This window comes from Streptomyces sp. MMG1121 (genome assembly GCF_001280015.1).
GTDB lineage: Bacteria > Actinomycetota > Actinomycetes > Streptomycetales > Streptomycetaceae > Streptomyces.
On sequence record NZ_LGDV01000187.1, the window covers coordinates 105,287 to 123,097 of the forward strand.

General features: G+C 72.0%; 16 protein-coding genes. 9 read left to right on the forward strand and 7 right to left on the reverse strand.

What is annotated here, in order from left to right; genetic code table 11:
• Positions 1 to 7: 7 nt before the first annotated feature.
• The 4 genes from ADK64_RS18065 to ADK64_RS18080 form a co-directional block, all read right to left on the reverse strand.
• Positions 8 to 2,062: an acetate--CoA ligase family protein gene (locus ADK64_RS18065; protein WP_053660158.1), complete on the reverse strand. Its 2,055-nt coding sequence runs from the start codon at positions 2,060 to 2,062 to the stop codon at positions 8 to 10.
• A gap of 1 nt (position 2,063) precedes the next feature.
• Positions 2,064 to 2,255, reverse strand: coding sequence for a ferredoxin (locus ADK64_RS18070; protein ID WP_053660159.1), 192 nt, complete (start codon positions 2,253 to 2,255; stop codon positions 2,064 to 2,066).
• Positions 2,256 to 2,464: 209 nt separating this feature from the next.
• On the reverse strand, positions 2,465 to 3,721 hold the full coding sequence (locus tag ADK64_RS18075; RefSeq protein ID WP_063789915.1) for an NADH-ubiquinone oxidoreductase-F iron-sulfur binding region domain-containing protein: 1,257 nt from the start codon (positions 3,719 to 3,721) through the stop codon (positions 2,465 to 2,467).
• Positions 3,718 to 4,146, reverse strand: coding sequence for a hypothetical protein (locus ADK64_RS18080; protein WP_053660161.1), 429 nt, complete (start codon positions 4,144 to 4,146; stop codon positions 3,718 to 3,720). The genes ADK64_RS18075 and ADK64_RS18080 overlap by 4 nt, the downstream gene beginning before the upstream one ends.
• Positions 4,147 to 4,626: 480 nt before the next feature.
• Here ADK64_RS18080 and ADK64_RS18085 point away from each other — a divergent pair, with 480 nt between their 5' ends.
• From ADK64_RS18085 to ADK64_RS18115, 7 genes are all read left to right on the forward strand, one after another.
• Complete coding sequence (locus tag ADK64_RS18085) at positions 4,627 to 5,808, forward strand: aromatic ring-hydroxylating oxygenase subunit alpha (RefSeq protein WP_053660163.1); 1,182 nt, start codon at positions 4,627 to 4,629, stop codon at positions 5,806 to 5,808.
• Between the two features lie 172 nt (positions 5,809 to 5,980).
• A complete protein-coding gene (locus tag ADK64_RS18090; protein WP_053660165.1) occupies positions 5,981 to 7,105 on the forward strand; it encodes a polyamine ABC transporter substrate-binding protein in 1,125 nt (374 codons plus the stop codon).
• 1 nt (position 7,106) lies between these two features.
• Complete coding sequence (locus ADK64_RS18095) at positions 7,107 to 8,000, forward strand: ABC transporter permease (RefSeq protein ID WP_053660166.1); 894 nt, start codon at positions 7,107 to 7,109, stop codon at positions 7,998 to 8,000.
• Complete coding sequence (locus ADK64_RS18100; RefSeq protein ID WP_107093011.1) at positions 7,997 to 8,884, forward strand: ABC transporter permease; 888 nt, start codon at positions 7,997 to 7,999, stop codon at positions 8,882 to 8,884. The genes ADK64_RS18095 and ADK64_RS18100 overlap by 4 nt, the downstream gene beginning before the upstream one ends.
• 3 nt (positions 8,885 to 8,887) lie before the next feature.
• Entirely contained in the window at positions 8,888 to 9,958 is a 1,071-nt protein-coding gene (locus ADK64_RS18105) for an ABC transporter ATP-binding protein (protein ID WP_078992702.1), read from the forward strand.
• 26 nt (positions 9,959 to 9,984) lie between these two features.
• Positions 9,985 to 11,298 (forward strand): flavin monoamine oxidase family protein, encoded by a 1,314-nt coding sequence (locus tag ADK64_RS18110; protein ID WP_053660168.1) that lies wholly within the window; start codon positions 9,985 to 9,987, stop codon positions 11,296 to 11,298.
• Entirely contained in the window at positions 11,291 to 12,724 is a 1,434-nt protein-coding gene (locus ADK64_RS18115) for an aminobutyraldehyde dehydrogenase (RefSeq protein WP_053660170.1), read from the forward strand. The genes ADK64_RS18110 and ADK64_RS18115 overlap by 8 nt, the downstream gene beginning before the upstream one ends.
• On the opposite strand, the gene ADK64_RS18120 is transcribed toward ADK64_RS18115, so the two are convergent.
• Positions 12,714 to 13,136, reverse strand: a complete 423-nt coding sequence (locus ADK64_RS18120; RefSeq protein ID WP_053660172.1) for an SRPBCC family protein — start codon at positions 13,134 to 13,136, stop codon at positions 12,714 to 12,716. The two genes, ADK64_RS18115 and ADK64_RS18120, sit on opposite strands and share 11 nt — an antisense overlap.
• Before the next feature lie 12 nt (positions 13,137 to 13,148).
• A complete protein-coding gene (locus ADK64_RS18125; protein ID WP_053660174.1) occupies positions 13,149 to 13,601 on the reverse strand; it encodes a MarR family winged helix-turn-helix transcriptional regulator in 453 nt (150 codons plus the stop codon).
• A gap of 318 nt (positions 13,602 to 13,919) precedes the next feature.
• Between ADK64_RS18125 and ADK64_RS18130 the strand changes: the two genes are divergently transcribed.
• Positions 13,920 to 15,629, forward strand: a complete 1,710-nt coding sequence (locus tag ADK64_RS18130; protein ID WP_053660175.1) for a sigma-70 family RNA polymerase sigma factor — start codon at positions 13,920 to 13,922, stop codon at positions 15,627 to 15,629.
• Positions 15,630 to 16,247: 618 nt separating this feature from the next.
• On the opposite strand, the gene ADK64_RS18135 is transcribed toward ADK64_RS18130, so the two are convergent.
• Positions 16,248 to 16,601, reverse strand: coding sequence for a MerR family transcriptional regulator (locus tag ADK64_RS18135; RefSeq protein WP_053660177.1), 354 nt, complete (start codon positions 16,599 to 16,601; stop codon positions 16,248 to 16,250).
• A gap of 102 nt (positions 16,602 to 16,703) precedes the next feature.
• On the opposite strand from ADK64_RS18135, the gene ADK64_RS18140 reads away from it, so the two are divergent.
• Positions 16,704 to 17,489: an amidohydrolase family protein gene (locus ADK64_RS18140; protein WP_053660179.1), complete on the forward strand. Its 786-nt coding sequence runs from the start codon at positions 16,704 to 16,706 to the stop codon at positions 17,487 to 17,489.
• The last annotated feature ends 322 nt before the right edge of the window (positions 17,490 to 17,811 follow it).

Genomic DNA, 17,811 nt, shown 5'->3' on the forward strand with positions numbered 1-17,811 from the left:
GAGGGGGTCAGGCGAGTACCGCGCGGGAGTCCAGGGCGAGCGCCCCGTGCGGGCGTACGAGCAGGGGGTTGACCTCTGTCTCGGCGATCTCCGGGTGGGCGGCGGCGAATGCCGTGATCGTCTCGATGGCCGCCGCGGCCGCGGTGAGGTCGACGGGGGGCCTGCCGCGCACCCCGTCGAGTAGGGCGGCGGTGCGCAGTCCGCGCAGCAGGTCCAGGGCGCGCTCGGCGGTCACGGGGGCCAGGGTGAACGCGACGTCGTGCAGGGACTCGGCCAGTACGCCGCCCAGCCCCACCATGGCCACGGGGCCGAAACGGGGGTCACGGTTGACGCCGACGATCAGTTCGATGCCGTCGGTCAGGTCCGCCATGGCCTCCACGGAGTAGGAGGAGGCACCGAGTCTGGCGCGCATCTCGCGGAAGGAGGCGAGGAGTTCGTCGGGTCCGGCCAGGCCGAGTGCCACCCCGCCCGCGTCGGACTTGTGCAGCAGATGGAGGGCCTTGAGGACGTAGGGTCCGCTGAACTCCGCGGCCACTGCGAGGAGTTCGGTCTCGTCATGGACCTCCCGCGCCGCCGGGAAGGGAAGTCCGGCCGCCTCCAGGGCCCTGCGGGTCTGCAGATAGCCGCTCTCGCGCAGCGGGGTCGCGGGCGGGGGCAAGGGGGTGACGCCCGGGTACGGCGCGCCGGATGTCGTCGCGGCGAGGGCGCGGGCGGCGTCCTCGGTGGCATCGAAGACGGGGATGCCGGCCTCGGCCAGGGTGCGGCAGCTCGGTGACCCCGGATACATCGACTGCACCACGAGCGGCTTGGCGGTGGCCCGATGACGGTCGGCGATCAGGCGTGCGGCGGCCCGTTCCCCGTCCGCGAGGACCGTTCCTCCTCCCCCGAGCCCGCCGTCGGCGTCCGCGTAGCCGCCGAAGTAGCCGGTCATCAGGACGGCGTCCACCTCTTCGGCCGCCAGGAGCGCGGAGACCGTCCCCGCGTACGAGCCCGGGTCCTGCTCGCCCATCCCGGCGAGGTCCACCGGGTTGGCGACGGCCGACTGCTCCCAGAGGATCTCGCGGAGGTCGTCCCGTGTGGGCCGGCCGAGTTCGGGGACGGTCAGGCCGGCCGCCTCGACGGCGTCTGCGGCGATGACACCGTGGCCGCCGCCGTCCGTGAGGATCGCGACCCGGCGCCCGGCGGACCGTCGTGCGCCGTTCAACGCTGCCAGGACGACGGTGAGTTCACGTGGGGTGGCGACCAGTTCCACACCGGCGTCCCGGCACGCCGCACCCACCACGTCGGCCGAGGTGGTGAGCGCCCCGGTGTGGGACTGGGCGCTGCGTGCGGAGGCGTCGCCGCGGCCGGCGGTGAGCAGCACCACGGGTTTGCCCGCGTCGGCGGCGGCCTCGGCGAAGGAGCGTCCGTCGGCGAAGTCCTCGGCGTAGACGGCGATGGCGTGGGTGCCCTCGTGCCGGGCGCAGTCGGCGAGCAGGTCGACGAGGGTGACGTCGGCCTGGTTTCCCAGCGAGACGAACCGGGAGAATCCGAGGCCGTGCGGGCGGAAGCGAAGCTGGAGTTCCAGGGCGAGGTTGCCGCTCTGGCTGAGGAGCGCGATGCCACCGGGGGTGAAGGTGTCGGAGGCCAGGAAGAGGTCCGTGGTGTTGTCGGCCAGCCCGAGGCAGTTCGGCCCGACCATCACGGCACCGGCGGCGCGCACGCGCTCGGCGACGGCCTGCTGGCGTGCCCGCCCCGCGTCGCCGGTCTCCGCGAAGCCGGCGGTGATGGCGACGATCGCCCGGGCCCCGCAGCCCAGGGCCTCGTCGACGGCGTCCTCGAAGCCGGCGGCGGGCACGGAGACCACCGCCAGGTCGACGGGTTCGCCGAGCGCGCTCAGGCTGGGCGCGGCGGTACGGCCGAGCACCGTGCCGCCGCGCCGGTTGACCAGGTGGACGGGGCGACGGCCGTTCGCGCGCAGGGCCTGGGCGGAGATGGCGTGGCCGTACTTCGCGGGGTCGTCGCTGGCTCCGACGACGGCGACGGAGACGGGGTCGAAGAGGGCTGACAGGTCGCGTCCCATGTCACTTCACCAGCCGCAGGGCCGAGTTGGGGCAGGCGGCTACGGCGGCCTCGGCGGCGTTCGCGCCCTCGGCCGGCACGTCGCTCACGCGCACCTGGGCGTAGCCCCACTCGTCGAGGTCGATCAACTCGGGCGCGGGTTCCTGGCAGAGGCCGTAGCCCTGGCAGCGGGTGGAGTCCAGCAGGAGTTTCACGGTCGGTCCTTTCGGTGCGGCGGGTGCGGGCGGCTCGGTGGGGTGCGTGGCGGGGTGGGGCACGGCGGAGGGTCGCGGGCCGGGACCACAGGGCCCGGGACGACGAGGGCCCGGACATCGGGACGACGGGTGGGATGGGACGACGGGGTCGGACGGCGAGGACCGGGACGACTGGGGGCGGGACGGGACAGCGGGAGCCGTGGTGCGGGTCAGGGCACCGCCACCGTGAACCGACGGCCGTCGTGGGGTGCCGGGTCCGCGCACGTGGGGCAGGTGGTGTCGCGGTGGGCGTCGAGACGGCCTGGGAAGTGGGCGAGGAGGGTGGCGACGATCCGGGCGGCGGCATCGAGCAGGCCGCAGGCTCCGCGGCCGGGCAAGTGCCTTGACCAGCGGTACAGTTGGCCGGTCGCCGCGTCGTCCGCCGCGCCGCGGGCCACCGCCGCGAGGGTCTGGGCCAGCGCCCCGGTACCGGAGACGCACACCCCGCACTGCCGGGAACTCTGCGCCGCCAGATAGGCGGCGGCCTCGGTGGCCACGGCAACGGGGCAGTCCTCGGGGTGCAGGAAGTGCAGCGCCCCGCAGCCGAGCGCTCCGCCGGCCGCGTTCAGGCGGTCGTGGTCGAGCTGGAGATCCGTCCAGCCGACGCCGTGGAAGCCCCCGAACAGACCGCCCAGCAGGACCGCCTCGGCCCTGCCGTGGCCGCACAGGTCGGCCAGGACCTTCAGATGCGTCCCGGCGGGCACTTCGGCCAGCGCGGCGGCGGTATCGCCCGTTCCCGAGACGGTCACCAGATGAGCGCCGGCCACGGCCACCGCGGCGTCCGGGCACGCGTGCAGCATCGCGATCCGCGCCAGTGTCTCCACGTTGGCGACCAGCGTGGGCGCTCCGCCCACCCCCGCCTCGAAGGGGCGCGGGGGCTTCGCCGTGGGCAGGGCCGGGCCGCCCCCGATGCGCCGTACGACCGCGGTCTCCTCCCCGGCCACGTACGCGGGCTCCGTCCGTACGACGTCGACGCGCAGGTCGGCGGGACCCTCGGTGAGCGCGTGCCGGACGGCCTTCTCGGCGAGGGCGTCGGAGAGGTAGACGTAGCCGTGCCCGGCACCGGTCATGGCCGCGGCCAGCCGCAGGCCGTCCAGGACCAGATGCGGTCGGTGGCACAGCAGCCACCGGTCCTTGACCGATCCGGGCTCGCCCTCCTCGCCGTTGGCGACGACGACGGGCCGGCCGGGTGCGTCGCGGACGGCCCGCAGCTTCACGGCTGCGGGGAAGCCGGCACCCCCGCGGCCGCGCAGTCCGACGGCGGCGATCCGGTCGAGCAACCGGTCCCGCTCGGTCAGCGGTGCGTACCCGCCCACCGCGAGGTATCGGGCGCGATCCTCGACACCGTGGTGCGGCTCGGCGCCGAACACCGGCGAGACGAGCAATCCGGGCTGTCCGTCGGGAAGGAGGGGGTGGACGCCGGTCATACGGTGCTCCTGGGCTCGAAGTGGCCGGAGAGGGTGGGGCCGGTGCGGGACCTCAGACGCGCCAGCGCGCCTTCCAGGTCCCGCCGCTGGGCGGCGGTGCGCGCGTAGGCGGTGCCGGGCAGGCCGATCAGCATGCGGTGGTGATCGAGGACGACCTCGCCGGCCACCAGCGCCGGCCGGGGATCAGCGGTCGTGGATCCCTGCGCCGCCCGGACGACCAGGTCGGTGACCTCGTGGAGGTAGCGCAGCCAGGTGTGCTGTGTGCCGCGCAGCACCAGCCGCTCGACACGTTGCCGCTCGGCGGCGACCAGGGAGGACGGCGGACAGTCGGTCACCGGTGCGCGCAGGGCGGCCACCGCGGTGGGCAGTTCCTGTTCGGGCTCCGGCGTGAGACCGAGCCAAACCAGACTTCGGCGGTCGCTCATGCGTGCCTCCTTGGTCGCACCGCCGCCGGGTCGGCCCGGAAACGGGGTGGTGCGGCGACGGGGTGGACGAGGTGCCCCGACGCCCGTACGGGATCGGGCGGGAAGCGTGTGCGGGGTGCCGGCCTCGGGGCCGGGCACGGCATGGACAGCAGGTGTCCGCAGCGGTGCGACGTGATCGGCCGAAGCCGTGCACCGCCCGGACCGGGGGTGTCCTGAATCGGACGCCCTGGTGCGCGGATCGAGGTCCGCGGGCGTACGGAAGGCGCCGCGAAGGGCCCGGCACGGACCCTGGCCTTCCGCCTACCACGAGACTAACTAACTAATCAGTCAGCTCACAAGTCTTGACTTCCGGCCACCCCAGGCCCACTCTGACTAACCAATTAGTCAGCCGGATCCCGGCAGGTCGAAAGCCCATTCCTGCCGAGTTCCCGGCGCAGCCTCACCGCCCATCGCCGCCGCAGCGGCGCGGAGGAGGACTCCATGCACCCCTCGACCACCACCCGGGCAGGCGCCGTCTCCCCGGCCCCGCCGGGGCCGCCCTCCGAGCATCCCGGGGAAGCCCTGGCGGCCCGCTACTACACGGATCCGGCCATCGCCGAGGCCGAGACCGACCGTATCTTTGCCAAGTCCTGGCAGCTCGTCTGCCACGAATCCGATCTCCCCGGCCCCGGCGCGCGCCTGACCGCCACGGCCGCCGGCCGGGAGGTGCTGGTCGTCCGGACCGAGGACGGCGATCTCGCCGCCCACCTCAACGTCTGCCGGCACCGCGGCACCCGCCTGGTCACTGAGCCCGCGCCGGCCGGCAAGGCGATCCGCTGCCCGTACCACGGCTGGACGTACAAGCTGGACGGACGTCTCGTCGGCGCTCCCGAGGCCCGCCGGATCCCGTGCCTGGACAAGCCCCGGCTCGGGCTGCACCCGGTCAATGTGGAGTCCTTCCTCGGCTTCGTCTTCGTCAACCTCGACATGGAGGCGACCCCGCTCGCCGAGACCTGTGCCGGGCTCGCCGAGGCCGTCGGCCGCTACACCGGGCCGGACCTCGTCCCCGTCGGCAAGCACCGCATCCACGACGTGGCGGACGGCGAGGAGCAGAACGCCAACTGGAAGGTGATCGTCGACAACTACCTGGAGGGCTACCACGTCCCCGTGGCCCACCCGGCGCTCATGCGGCTGCTGGACTACCAGGCCTACGTGGTGGACGAGCTGCGCGAGGACTACGTCCTGTTCGAGGTACCGCTGCGCGAGAAGCCCTCCTCGAACTGGACCGAGCGGCTCTACCAGCGCCTCGCGACGCCGATGCCGGGGCTGGCCGAGACCGACCGGCGAGTCTGGCGGTACGCCGTGATCTATCCGAACACGCTCATCGACTTCTACCCTGACCACGTGCTCGCGTGGACCGTCCTGCCCACCGCCCAGGGCCGGGCGGCGATCCCCGGCGCCTTCTACACCAAGCACGGGGAGGGCGTGCGGACCCGGCTGGCCCGCCGGCTCAACATCCACATCGGCTGGGTCACCAACGATGAGGACGCCGAGCTGGTGGAGCGTGTACAGGCCGGCCTGTCGACGCCCGGATTCGAGCCGGGTCCGCTTTCGCAGCGCGAGGCCGCCGTCGGCTGGTTCGCCCGCCGGGTCCGGGACGACCTGGACGGTGACGCACAGTGAGGTCCTCCCGCGTGCCGTACGCCCCACGGCTCCGGACGGGCTTACCCCTCCCCCGCTGACGCACACTCGCACCCTCCCCAGACCGGTCTTCCCTACGGAGTCAGGGCCTCCGTGAGCCGACCAGCCGGTCCAGCCCTGGAGTTGTGCCGTTCCTCGACGGAGAGGACGTTCCGTGTCCCCCGAGGTACCCCCGCCCACCCGACGCGCCGTGCTCCGGGCAGGCGCCTACGGGCTGCTGGGCACCACAGCCGCCGGCTGCGGCTTCATGCCCGCGAAAACGCCGGATGCCCAGCAGCTCGCCCCGGTCGCAGCACGCGTCGACGGCGATCTCGTCTACTTCAACTGGGCCGACTACGTCGACCCGTCGGTGTTCAAGGGCTTCGAGAAGGAGTACGGCGTCAAGGTCGTCCAGTCGAACTTCGACTCGATGGAAGGCATGGTCGCCAAGCTCAACGCCGGCAACCGCTACGACGTCGTCTTCCCCACCGCCAAGTGGGCCCAGCGCCTGGTCCGCGGCGGCCGGCTGCGCCGCATCGACCACACCCAGCTTCCCAACGCACACGCGATCTTCGGCACGTACACCTACTTCGCCGACCCCTGGTACGACCCCGGCTCCGCCCACACCGTCCCGTTCACCGCGTACAAGACCGGCATCGGCTGGCGCCGTGACCGGATCGGCGAACTGACCGGATCGTGGCGGGACCTGTGGAGCGACAAGGCCCGCGGCAAGGTGTTCCTGCTGGACGACCGCGACGAGGTCCTCGGCATGGGCGCCCTGGAACTCGGCCTGAAGGTCAGCACCGGGAACACCGGCGACCTCGACCGGATCACGTCCCTGCTGGGCACCCTGCGCCCACGGCTGCGCGGCTTCTCCAGCGACAGCTACAACAACCTGCTCAACGGCAACGCGGTCATGACCCAGGCGTGGAGCGGCGACATGGCCGCCATGCTCAACCAGGCCAAGGACCCCTCCGTGTTCGGCTTCGAGGCCCCCAGGGAGGGCACGCCGATCAACTCCGACTGCTACGCCATCCCCTGGAACGCTCCCCATCCCGGCACCGCGATGCTGTTCATCGACTACATGCTGCGGCCGGAGAACGTGAAGAAGAACATCGAGTACATCGGCTACCCGATGCCGGTGGCGGGCACCGAGAAGACGTACGCCGACCTGGTCAGACCCTTCCCCGAGTGTCTGGTCACCGACGACGACCTCAAGGCCGGCCTGTTCTTCCGCAACGGCAGTCGCGCGGCGGAGGACGCCCGCGACACCGCCTGGACCCATGTGAAGGCGGGCTGACATGGCACTGCTCCGCCCCTCCTCCCGCACCCGCAGGCGCGGCGCGGACCGCGACCGGATCTGGACCTGGCTCATGCTGCCGGGCACCCTGTGGATGACCGGGTTCCTGATCGCCTCGCTGGTGCTGGTCGCCGTCCTCGCGGTCGGCACCACCGACGACCTCGGCAACCCGCGCTTCGGCTTCGACCTGTCCGGTGTACGCGCCCTCGCCGACCCCGCCTACACCGAGGTCCTGGCCCGCTCCCTCGGCTACGCCGTGCTCACCTGCGCGATCTGCCTGCTGATCGCCTACCCGGTGGCGTACACCATCGCCCTGCACGGCGGACGGTACAAGAACGCGCTGATCGCCGCGATCGTGGTGCCGTTCTTCGCCAACTACCTGGTGCGCATGTACGGCTGGTCGGTGGTCCTCTCCGACGACGGACCGGTACTGCGCGCGCTGCGTGCCGTGGGGCTGGCCGACGGGAACACGAAGATCCTCAACACCGGTGTCGGTGTGGTCGCGGGACTCGTCTACGGCTTCGTCGTCTTCATGATCATCCCGCTGTACGCGGCCCTGGAACGCCTGGACGTCTCCCTCATCGAGGCCGGCCGCGATCTGTACGGCGGCCCCGTCCGCACCTTCCTCTTCGTCACTTTGCCCGCCACCCGGCAGGGCGCCGCGGCCGGACTCGTCCTGGTCTTCCTGCCCGCGATGGGCGACTTCGTCAGCGCACAGCTCATGGGAGGGCCGGACCAGATCATGATCGGCAACCTGATCCAGGACAAGTTCTTCCAGGGCCAGAACTGGCCGCTGGGATCCGCCCTCACCATGCTGCTGATGCTCGTCCTGCTGATCGGGATGTTCGGCTATCTGCGGCGCACCCGCAAGGACGAGGCGGAGGCCCGCCGATGACCCTGCTCAAACTGCCCTCCGCCACCGCCCCGGCCCGCCCGGCCGTCAAGGCCCGCAGCCGGCGCGGACGCGGACGCGCCGACCGCAAGCCGCGCGTCCTCATCGCCGCCACCGCGCTGTTCTTCGCGCTGCTCTACCTGCCCATCGGCGTCGTGGCGCTGTTCTCGTTCAACTCCAAGAAGTCCCTGACCGTCTTCGGCGGGTTCAGCCTGCGCTGGTACCGCGCCTTCGTCCACGACGACGTACTGATCTCCTCCCTGGGGACCAGTCTGCGCATCTCCCTGGTGGCGATGGCCGGTTCGGTCGTCCTCGGGGTGGCGCTCGCGCTCGGCCTGGTCCGCTGCCGTACCCGGCTCGGCTCGCTGGCCGGCCTGGTCATGCTGGTGCCGCTGATCACGCCGGAGATCGTCACCGGAGTCGCGTCGATGCTGCTGTTCAAGGGCCTGGGCGTGGACCTGTCGACCGGCACGGTGATGCTCGCCGAGATCACCTTCTCCATCTCCTACGTCACCGTCATCCTGCGCTCCCGGGTCGCGGCGCTGAACCCGGAGGTGGAGGAGGCCGCGATGGACCTGGGCGCCACCCGCTGGCAGGCGGTCCGCCTGGTGACCCTGCCGGCCCTGCTGCCCGCCGTCCTGGCCTCCGCCGTGCTGATCTTCGCGCTGGTCTTCGACGACTTCGTCCTCGCCTACTTCACCACCGGCGTCGATCCCCAGCCGCTGTCGGTACGGATCTATTCCGCGATCCGTTTCGGGGTGCAGCCCACCATCAACGCCGTCGGCACGCTGATGCTCGTGGGATCCATCTGCCTGATCGCGCTGGCCCTGTTCATTCCGCGCCTCTTCGGCCGCCGTGGCGGCCTCGACATCCTCTCCGGAGAGTGACCCATGGACGCGACCCCGGCCGTCCGGCTCGACGGCGTCTCCAAGCAGTTCGCCGACTCCTACGCCGTCCACCGCCTCGACCTCGACATCGACTCCGGCCACTTCTTCTCGCTGCTGGGCCCCTCCGGCTGCGGCAAGACCACCACGCTGCGCATGATCGGCGGGTTCAGCGACCCGACCGAGGGCTCGGTGCTGCTCGCCGGTGAGGACGTGACCGCGCTGCCGCCGAACCGGCGCAACGTCAACACGGTCTTCCAGAGCTATGCGCTGTTCGACCATCTGAGCGTCGCCGACAACGTCGGGTTCGGGCTCAAGCGCCAGGGCGTGGCAAAGGCCGAGATCCGGCAGCGGGTCGGCGAGATGCTGGAGCTGGTCCAGCTCGCCGGTCTCGCCCACCGGAGGCCCCGTACGCTCTCCGGCGGCCAGCGCCAGCGCGTCGCCCTGGCCCGCGCGCTGGTCAACCGTCCGGCCGTGCTGCTCCTGGACGAGCCGCTGGCCGCACTCGATCTGAAGCTGCGCCGGCAGATGCAGGTGGAGCTGAAGCAGATCCAGCGCGAGGTCGGCATCACCTTCGTCTTCGTGACCCACGACCAGGACGAGGCGCTGACCATGTCCGACCGGATCGCCGTGATGAACGAGGGCCGCATCGAGCAGTGCGGCACCCCCGAGGACGTCTACGAGCACCCCGCCAGCCAGTTCGCCGCCTCCTTCATGGGCACGTCCAACCTGATGACCGGCACCTACCGGGGCGGTGAGGTCGCCTTGGCCGGCGGTCCCGCGCTGGCGGTCGGTGCCCGTACCGGCATCGCGGACGGCACCTCGGTCAGCGTTTCGGTACGCCCCGAGAAGATCTGGCTGTCCGACTTCGAACCGGGTATGTCGGTGCTGTCCGGGGTGATCCGCGAAACGGTCTACAGCGGCCCGACCACGACCTACCTCATCGAACTGGCCCCGGGCGTCACGCTGTCCGTGCTGGAGCAGAACACGGCCCGCGCGCGCATGGAGGACCGCTGGAGCGGCGGCGAGACGGTCGAGTTCGGCTGGCGGCCCGAGCACTGTCTGGTCCTGGCCTGATCCGACTGCACAGGAGAGCGAAACCGATGCATCACGACGTGATCGTGCTCGGGGCCGGGCTCGCCGGCCTCGCCGCCGCCCGTGACCTGGCGGCCGCCGGCACCGACGTACTCGTTCTGGAGGCCCGGGACCGCGTCGGCGGCCGGGTCGAGCAGACCCGCACTCCCGACGGCCGTACCGTCCAGCTGGGCGGCGAAGTGGTCGGCCATGCCCACACCGCGTACCTCCAGCTCGCCAAGGAGCTGGGTCTGGAGCTGGTTCCCAGCTATGTCGCCGAACCCGGCCGTATCACCCGTGCCACGCCGGAGGGCCTCTCGGCCGGCGATACACCGCACTGGTTCGACCCCGGCGACCTGGCCCAACACGACCAACTCAGCAGGGAGTTCAGCGATCTCTCGGCCACCGTCGATCCCGACGACCCCTGGTCGCACCCGGAGGCGTCCGCCCTGGACCGGCTGTCCGTCGCCGACTGGTTGCGCTCCCGCCATGCCGCACCCGCCGTGATACGGCTGTGGGACATCGGCCAACTGGCCCTGGCGGGGGGATCGTACGAACGCATCTCGCTGCTCGCCGCGCTGCGCAAGAGCGCGGCGGTCCCTGGCACGGGCGACTACGACTACGACCAGTGGGAAGGACTGCGACTGGCGGACGGCTCGGCCACCCTCGCCGAGGTGATGGGCCGCGAACTGGGTCCGCGCATCCGCCTCGGCTCGCCCGTCGACGCGCTCGACAAGCGCCCCGGCCACTGCACCGTGCGCCTGGTCACCGGCGAAGTCCTCACCGCCGCCGCCGTGGTGAGCGCCCTGCCGGTGGGGCCGCTGCGGTCGGTCGCCGTCACCGGAGTGAGCGACGCCCGCCTGGCCTCCCTGCACCGCCAGCGGCATGCCACGGCTGCGAAGTTCGCCGCCGTCTACGACCGTCCCTTCTGGCGCGCCGACGGTCTCAGCGGCCTGTCCGAGGCCGAGGGCATCCTGGGCAGCACCTGGCCGCAGAAGGAGGGCGTGCTGTCGGCGCTGATCCCGCCCGAACGCTACGGCGTCCTGCTCGGCACCCCGCCCCAGTTGCGCACCCCCGAGCTGCTCGCCGAGGTGGCCGCGATGTTCGGCGACGAGGCGCTGCGGCCGACCTCCTGTCATCTGCGGCTGTGGGGCACCGACCCGTGGACGCAGGGCTATGTCACACAGTGGCCGCCGGGCGAGGTGATGGCGGTCGGCCCGCTGCACGGCACCCATGAACCGCCGTTCTACGTCTGCGGCTCCGACCAGTGGGTCGCCGGATACATGGAGGGCGCCGTCCGCACCGGCCGTGCCGCCGCCGAGGAGGCACTGCGCCGTGGCTGAGAACACCGACCTCACGACCGTCCTCAACCACATCGGCGGCAAGGAGGTGCCGGCCGCCTCCGGGGCGACCCTGCCGCTGATCGACCCCGCCACCGCGCTTGAGCACGGCACGGCGCCGCGGTCCGGCCCCGAGGACGTCGACGCCGCCTGCCACGCGGCGCAGCAAGCCTTTCCTGGCTGGTCGGCCACGACTCCGGCGACGCGGCAGACGGCGCTGCTGGGCCTCGCCGACGCCCTGGAACGGGAGGCGACTGCCGTGGCGCGTGCGGAGGTGGCCGACACGGGCAAGCCGCGGGCCCTGTTCCTGGCGGACGAACTGCCCGCGATCGTGGACGTGCTGAGGTACTTCGCCGGAGCCGCGCGGAATCTGCCGGGCGCCGCGGCCGCCGAGTACACGCCGGGCCGCACCTCGGTGCTGCGTCGCGAGCCGGTCGGCGTCTGCGCCCAGATCACTCCGTGGAACTACCCGCTGATGATGGCCGTGTGGAAGATCGCCCCGGCACTGGCGGCCGGCAACACGGTCGTCCTGAAGCCGTCCGACACCACGCCCTCCTCCGCCGCGCTCCTCGCCCGGCTGGCCGCCGAGCACCTGCCGCCCGGGGTGCTCAACGTCGTGTGCGGCGACCGCGACACCGGACGTGGGCTCGTCACCCACCCCGACGTCCGGCTGGTCGCCGTCACCGGCAGCGTCCGCGCCGGACAGGAGATCGCCGCAGCCGCGGCGGCCGACCTCAAACGGCTGCACCTCGAACTCGGCGGCAACGCACCGGTCCTGGTCCACGAGGACGCCGATCTCGCCGCCGCGGTCGAGCAGTTGTCGTATCTGTCCTTCTACAACGCGGGCCAGGACTGTACGGCCGCCACCAGGATCCTGGTCCACCAGCGGCTCCACGACGCCTTCCTGGACGCCTTCGCGCGCCGTGCCGCGCAGCGCGTTCCCGGCACCTGCGACGATCCGCACGCCGACTTCGGCCCGCTGGCCAACGCCGCCCAACTGTCATCCGTGCGTGGGATGTTGGAGCGCCTTCCGGCCCACACCGAGGTCGTCGCGGGTGGTGCGACCCTGGACCGGCCCGGCTACTTCCATCAGGCCACGGTGGTGGCCGGTGCCCGGCAGGAGGACGAGATCGTACGGAGCGAGGTGTTCGGCCCGGTCGTCACGGTCCAGCCGTTCACGGACGAGGCCGAGGCCCTCCGGATGGCGAACGCCGTGCCCCAGGGGCTGGCCGCGAGCGTCTGGACCCGCGACCACGACCGCGCCATGCGCGCGAGCCGGGCGCTGCACACCGGCATCGTCTGGGTCAACACGCACGGCACGACCGTCTCGGAGATGCCGCACGGCGGTGTACGCCACTCCGGCTACGGCAGCGACCTCTCCCTCACCGGCCTGCTGGACTACACCCAGGTCAAGCACGTCATGCTGTGACGTCCGCCCCGCCGCCCTCCAGGATCTTCTTCAGGGTGGCGAGTTCGATGTCGACCAGGTCGATCTGGGTCCTGAACTCGGAATCACCGAGGGACGGGGGCTGGTAGAAGGTCATCATGAACTCGGCGCCGTCGCCGTTGGGGACCACGCGGGCCGGCACCCGCCAGGAGTCCGTGTCGTCGTCGAAGACGTGATCGAGGATGCCGAACTCGGCGTTGGCCCGCAGGCCCAGCCGGGCCGGACCCAGCGGGGTGGACATGCGCCACCAACAGGGGTCCTCGGTGGGCTCGATGGACTGGACGTTGACCACCGCCCACGCGGGCCAGTTGGCGGGGTCGGCGAGGAAGGCGAAGACCTCCTCGCGGGGGCGGTCGATGCCGATGCTCTTGGTGATGGAGTGCTTGATGCTCATGACTCTCTTCCCTCAGGGGTTGTCGGGCGGCGCCGCGGGGTGGGACTCGCCCACCAGACGCCGGATCCATTCCTCCAGCTGCCGGCGCTGACCGGCGTCGAGCGAGCCGAAGTAGTGGTGGTCGTTGCGGTCCGCCAGTTCGGCCAGCTCCGGTACGAGGGCCTGCCCGCGGTCGGTCAGAACGAGCCGGACCGTGCGCCGGGAGGCGGGGTCGGGCTCGCGGCGGATCAAGCCCTTGGCCACGAGACGGTCGACCAGGCGGGAGACGGCTCCCGGATCGATGTCCATGTGCGCGGCCACGGCCTTGGTGGTGTCGTGGCCATGGAACACGCCGGCCATCACCCCCCACTGGGAGACGGTGACGTCATGCCGCGCGAGTTCGGCCTCGAACCGGCCATGGACCTCGTCGGACAGGCGACGCAGCCAGTAGCCGAGGTGGTCGTGGAGTCCACTCGTTTTACTCACACATCCACCATCATTGTCACGGCAACACTTGTCAAGGCAACAGTTCGATGATTGCTCCTGTCGGGTCCCTGCCGGCCGCCATGGGCCGCACGAGCGGTGATGGTGGAACGGTCGGCGCCCGGTCCCTCGTGGCGCCCTGTCCCGGAGGCCGGTGTGACGTTCTCCATTGCGGCCGGTGTGCCGATGCTGTGAGTCTTCGGGCCGGACCGCTCACCGAAGAAGTCGAACAATTCTCCGAGTAACTGTTATCGGCGCCGCACCGAGCGGTCTCCCAGATATCGGACAGCACCGTTCGGCGTCGAGGACAGGGAAGCTTTGATGGGTACACAGCGCACGGCGGAGTCGGTGGCACTGGTGAACGCCGCCCGAGCGGGAGATCCGGCGGCCCAGGACGCCCTGGTGAGCGCCTATCTCCCGCTGGTCTACAACATCGTGGGCCGGGCGCTGAACGGCTCCGTCGACGTCGACGACGTGGTCCAGGAGACCATGCTCCGCGCCCTCGACGGGCTCGGCGATCTGCGCACCCCCGAGAGCTTCCGCTCCTGGCTCGTGGCCATCGCCATGAACCGTGTCCGGGCGCACTGGCAGGACCGGCAGTTCGCCCCCGACGCCGTCGAGGAGGCCAGCGAACTCGCCGACCCGGGCGCCGACTTCGTGGACCTGGCCATCGTGCGGCTCCAGTTGTCCGGGCAGCGGCAGGAGACCGCCCGCGCGACCCGCTGGCTGGAGCCGGACGACCGGGAGGTGCTGTCGCTGTGGTGGCTGGAGTGCGCCGGCGAGCTGACCCGCGCCGAGGTCGCCGCGGCCCTGGAGTTGTCGCCGCAGCACGCCGCGGTACGCGTGCAGAGGATGAAGGCACGCCTCGAGGCGGCGCGCGTGGTGGTTCGGGCGCTCGATGCGCGGCCGCCGTGCGAGGACCAGCGTGCCGTGGTGGCGTCCTGGGACGGCCGGCCCTCAGCACTGTGGCGCAAGCGAATAGCGCGGCACGCCCGGGACTGTGCGCGCTGCGGCGGCCTGTGGCAGGGCCTGCTGCCCGCCGAGGGCCTCCTGGCCGGGCTGGCCCTGGTCGCGGTGTCGTCGGCACTGTTCGCCACCACCCGCTCGGCCGTGGCGGCGGCCCCGGCCGCGGCGGCCACCCCGGGCCCCGCACAGCCGGGCCCCGCCCCGGGCGGCGGCTACGACGCGTTCGTCGGGCTGGGCTCCGGCGGGAGCGATGCCGAACCGGTCTCCGCGTCCGGCGACGGCCCGGGCGGGGCCGGGCACCGTGCGGAACCCGGCCGGCAGACCTCCCGCAGCAAGGCCCGCCGGCGTCGGCGCATGCGCCGACGAGCCGTCGGCGGAGCCGTGGCGGTGGCCTGCGTGGCGGGCGCCTGCGTCTGGTACGCCGACTCCAGCCCCGCGCCGCACACCGCGACCGCCTCACAGCCCGCCGGCGACCCTGCGGTCGGCCTCGCGGCGCCCGATGCGGCGGCGGCCTCGTCGTCGGCCCCGGCGTCCCCGTCACCGTCCCCGACGCAGACAAAGAGGAAGAGCCCCGCCAAGAAGAGCCCCCACCCCCGCACCACCCGGAAGACCGGCTCGCCCACGCCCCAGCAGTCCGCCACCACGAGTGCCCCCGTCTCGCCGCAGGCACCGCCGACCGCCTCCGGCCAGGTCGGCCAGGTCATCGCGCTGGTGAACCAGCAGCGGGCGACCGCCGGATGCGGACCGGTCAGCGAGAACGCGGACCTGGACAAGGCCGCGCAGGGCCACTCCGACGACATGGCCGCCCGCGGCTACTTCGACCATGTCAGCCCGGACGGCACCGACCCCGGGCAGCGCATCACCGCGGCGGGCTACCGCTGGTCCACGTACGGCGAGAACATCGCCGAGGGCCAGCCGACGCCACAGGCCGTGATGGACGCGTGGATGAACAGCCCCGGCCATCGCGCCAACATCCTCAACTGCGCGTTCAAGGAGATCGGCGTGGGCGTCAACAAGGGCTCCGGCGGCCCGCTGTGGACCCAGGACTTCGGCGCCAGACTCTGACAGGGCTTCACCGTGGGGCGCGTACCGCTGTGCTCGAGGGCGGCCCCGTCGATGCCGGAGATCGAGGAGCACCGGCCCACTCAGTGGCCGGTGTCCGCGTCGGCGCGGCGCCTGCCTTGAAGCCCGGTCCACCGGCCCCGCTCCGTGCGTCAGCGCCCCCCAGCGTCTCCAGCATCGACGCGCGCATCGGGGGCAGGACCGGCTTCACCCCGACCACGGCCGGTCATACCGGCACCCCAAGCGGCAGCGGATACGGCGCCTGCCGGACCGCCACGGTCCTGTGCACACCCAGGTCCCCGGTCACACACCCGACCCCGTACCACGGCCGCAGACCCGACCACCCGTCGGCCGGTTGCAGTCCGTCCCGGTAGAAGCGTGAGCGGGGCACCGGATTTCACCGACGCCCCACTCCTGACCCATTACCGGAGGACGACGCCGTGGACCTGCCGGCTGCGGGCGGCCGGCCACGGTCGTCTCGATGGCGTCGGTGACGAGCCCCTGCCCCCTGGTTCGAGGCGCGGTTGAACGCCGACTCGGACCGGACGCGGCCGAGCCCGGCCGGCCCCAGGCACCAGGCGACGGCGGGCCACGGCGGGCCACGGCGGGCCGACCCTGCGGCTACTCGGCGTGCTCGGCTGTCGCAATGACCCGTCGCAGGGTTTGACGGGCTTGCGCCAACTCGTCCGCTCGCTGGTCAAGGTGGGTGAGTTGGGTGCGCAGCTTGGCCAGGACTCCCGGGCACGGACGCAGTGTGCCGTCGGTGAGGGCGCAGGGCAGCACCTGCCGGATCAGGCTGGTGGACAGCCCTGCCGCCAGCAGGGCGCGAATCTGCCTGACCGTCTGCTCCGCAGCGTCGTCGTAGTCGCGGTATCCGTTGGCCCGACGAACCGAGGCGAGAAGGCCCACGCGTTCGTAGTACCGGAGCAGACGCTCACTCGTCCCTGTTCGTCTGGCCAGCTGCCCAATCAACATCGATGTCTCCGCCGAGCTTGACCTTGCCATGGTGTCAACCCCCAACGATGGGACCAGCGACGGCATTCCGTCGCCGTCACCGATTCTGACCAGGAGAATTCGTTGATCATCGACGCCCACAGCCACGTCCACGATCCCGTGCACAGCCACATCGCCCTGCTGGACGAGGCCGGAGTCGACCGCGCCGTACTCTTCGGAACCCGGCCGCATCCCGAGCGGGCCACCGATCTGGCCTCCTTCCGGAGCGAGATGAGTGTGCTGGACGAGACGATCAGCGGACGGTCCAACGATCCCGACGGCTACCAGGCAGCGTGGCAGGAACTCGACTCGGCTTGTGCGGCGTACCCGGATCGGTTCATCGGCTTCGGCAAGGTGCGCCTGGACCAGCCCGCCGAGCAGATCGCGGTGGAGGTGGAGCGGGAGATCGTCGGCCGGGGGTATCGGGGCATCGGTGAGCTGACCCCGCCACCGGACGGGACCGCGCGGATCGAGCCGGTTCTGCGGGCAGCCGCCGACCACGGTGGCCTCCCCGTCGTCGTGCACGGGTTCACGCCCACCACCGCGGGAGACCTGGCGACTCTGGCCGGACTCGCGCGCCGTCACCCGGACGTCCCGCTGGTGATCAGCCAGCTCGGCGGACCGAACTGGCTGACGGCCATCGAGTTGGCCCGCGACACCCCCAACCTGTACCTGGAGCTGTCAACGGCGAACGTCATCTTCGCAGTGCGGCTGGCCATCCACGAAGTACCCGACCGCACACTGTTCGGTTCCGACGCCCCCTACGGCGATCCGCTTCTCGCCCGCACCACCGTCGAACGCGTCACCAGGCCAGGTGCCCTTCGCGATCGCGTCCTCGGCGGCACGCTCGCGGAGCTGCTCGGCCTGTGACCGTACGCACAGCCCCGACGCGCGGAGAACAGCGCCCAGCAACAAGAGCCCTGCACCCACCCCGGCGACGGGCTCCACCCCCACCACCACGCCCCGCGCCCTCGTCCGCACCTCCGTCGGGGTCCCGCTCGTACAACTGCGGCAGTGGGCAAGGCTGCGCACGGCCATCGCCGACCTGCCCCGTGAATCGGTGGCCGCGGCCGCGGCGACCAGGCCCACCTGGCCCGCACCACACGCGCCCTCCTCGGGGCCGCAGGCACTGCTGAACACAGCGCGTCGCGTCGACGCCCCTGGCACACACGCACACCCCGGTCAGCGCCGT

Coding starts and splice junctions, on each gene's coding strand:
- ADK64_RS18065 (WP_053660158.1), bottom strand. CDS start 2,062: ATGGGACGCGACCTGTCAGCCCTCTTCGACCCCGTCTCCGTCGCCGTC.
- ADK64_RS18075 (WP_063789915.1), bottom strand. CDS start 3,721: ATGACCGGCGTCCACCCCCTCCTTCCCGACGGACAGCCCGGATTGCTC.
- ADK64_RS18080 (WP_053660161.1), bottom strand. CDS start 4,146: ATGAGCGACCGCCGAAGTCTGGTTTGGCTCGGTCTCACGCCGGAGCCC.
- ADK64_RS18085 (WP_053660163.1), top strand. CDS start 4,627: ATGCACCCCTCGACCACCACCCGGGCAGGCGCCGTCTCCCCGGCCCCG.
- ADK64_RS18095 (WP_053660166.1), top strand. CDS start 7,107: ATGGCACTGCTCCGCCCCTCCTCCCGCACCCGCAGGCGCGGCGCGGAC.
- ADK64_RS18100 (WP_107093011.1), top strand. CDS start 7,997: ATGACCCTGCTCAAACTGCCCTCCGCCACCGCCCCGGCCCGCCCGGCC.
- ADK64_RS18105 (WP_078992702.1), top strand. CDS start 8,888: ATGGACGCGACCCCGGCCGTCCGGCTCGACGGCGTCTCCAAGCAGTTC.
- ADK64_RS18110 (WP_053660168.1), top strand. CDS start 9,985: ATGCATCACGACGTGATCGTGCTCGGGGCCGGGCTCGCCGGCCTCGCC.
- ADK64_RS18120 (WP_053660172.1), bottom strand. CDS start 13,136: ATGAGCATCAAGCACTCCATCACCAAGAGCATCGGCATCGACCGCCCC.
- ADK64_RS18130 (WP_053660175.1), top strand. CDS start 13,920: ATGGGTACACAGCGCACGGCGGAGTCGGTGGCACTGGTGAACGCCGCC.
- ADK64_RS18135 (WP_053660177.1), bottom strand. CDS start 16,601: ATGTTGATTGGGCAGCTGGCCAGACGAACAGGGACGAGTGAGCGTCTG.